We start from the raw sequence: 1367 nt of genomic DNA on the forward strand, positions 1-1367 counted from the left end.
ATGGTGGCACGAGTCTTCGTCAGCCATGCGGGCTCCGACGCGGAGCTGGCCGACAGGGTTCATCAGACGCTTACCCTTCTTGGCCACCGGGTGTTCCTCGCTCAGAACATCCGGGTGGGCGTCCAGCCCGGCGACATGTGGAAGGATCGGTTGCACCGCGAGCTGCGAGCCGCTGACGCCGTGGTCTGTGTCATCACCAACGCCTACAACGCCTCCCCGTGGTGCTCCTACGAACTGGGAATCGCCTACGAGGTCGGCAGCCTGCTGCTGCCGCTGCGCGTGGAGCCGACGGTCACCTCCCCGCTTCTGGAGGACCGGCAGCACGTTCACCTGCACGAGAATCCGGGGTGGGCCGACAACCTGAACATTGGGCTGCGGCGCGTCGAGGCCGGCGGCGGGCTGGGCTGGGCGGACGACCGGTCCCCGTTCCCGGGTCTGCGGCCGTTCACCCGGGACATGGCCAAGGTGTTCTATGGGCGCGGCAACGAGCTGCGGCGGCTCACCCACCGGCTACGCTCCCTCGGTGAACAGCGTCTGCTACTGGTGGTCGGCGCCTCCGGGTGCGGCAAGTCGTCGCTGGTCACCGCCGGCCTGCCGGCCCAGCTGGCGGGCGAGCCCGGCTGGGAGGTGGCCGACCCCTTCTGGCCGGGCCGGGACCCGGTCCGCAAGCTCGCCCACACCCTGACCCAGGCTGCGAGGCGCGTCGGCCAGCAGTGGGTGGTCACCGACATCGACCGGCAGCTCAGGGAGGACGACCTGGCCCTCATGGGGCTGGCCGAGGAACTTCTGACGGCCGGCTCCGGCCCGGTGCGGGACAGCCTGCTGCTACTGATCATCGATCAGGGCGAGGAGCTGTTCACCCGATCGGACGAAGAGGAACGGGCCCGGTTGGCGACCCTGTTGCGGCATGGGGTCACCGGTCCCGTGCGGGTGGTCATGGCGCTTCGCTCCGAGTTCCAGGACCAGGTCTTCGCCCTGCCCGAACTGAGCGGCCCCCCGAACAGGGCGGGGTCAACCTGCACGTCTTCCCCCTCCGCCCGCTGGCCCGGGACATGCTGCCGGTCGTCATCACCGAGCCGGCCCGGGTAGCCGGCCTGCACGTGGAGCCGGAGCTGGTCGCCAGGATGGTGGCGGACACCGAGGACGGCGAGGCGCTGCCGCTGCTGGCGTTCACGCTCCATGAGCTGGCCAAGGACCAGACCCGCGGCGGCACCCTGTCGATGGACCGGTACCACGAGCTGGGTGGCGTGCGGGGGGCGCTGGCCCGCCGCGCCGACGCCGTCCTCGACGACGCCGTGGAGACGAGCGGGCTGGGCCGGGAGGAGATCCTGGTCGGCATGGCCGAGCTCGCCACGCTCGACGAGGCC

Annotated in this window: 2 protein-coding genes; both read left to right on the top strand. The window is 71.1% G+C overall.

What is annotated here, in order from left to right:
• Window positions 1-1089 (top strand): toll/interleukin-1 receptor domain-containing protein (locus AC08ON_RS14350; protein ID WP_476607939.1); only part of this gene is annotated, 1089 nt, incomplete at its 5' end.
• On the top strand, window positions 1053-1367 hold a 315-nt coding region (locus tag AC08ON_RS14355; protein ID WP_476617146.1), incomplete at its 3' end, for an nSTAND1 domain-containing NTPase. The genes AC08ON_RS14350 and AC08ON_RS14355, both read left to right, overlap by 37 nt.

The sequence above is a fragment of the Frankia sp. CoWAU3 genome (genome assembly GCF_977971855.1).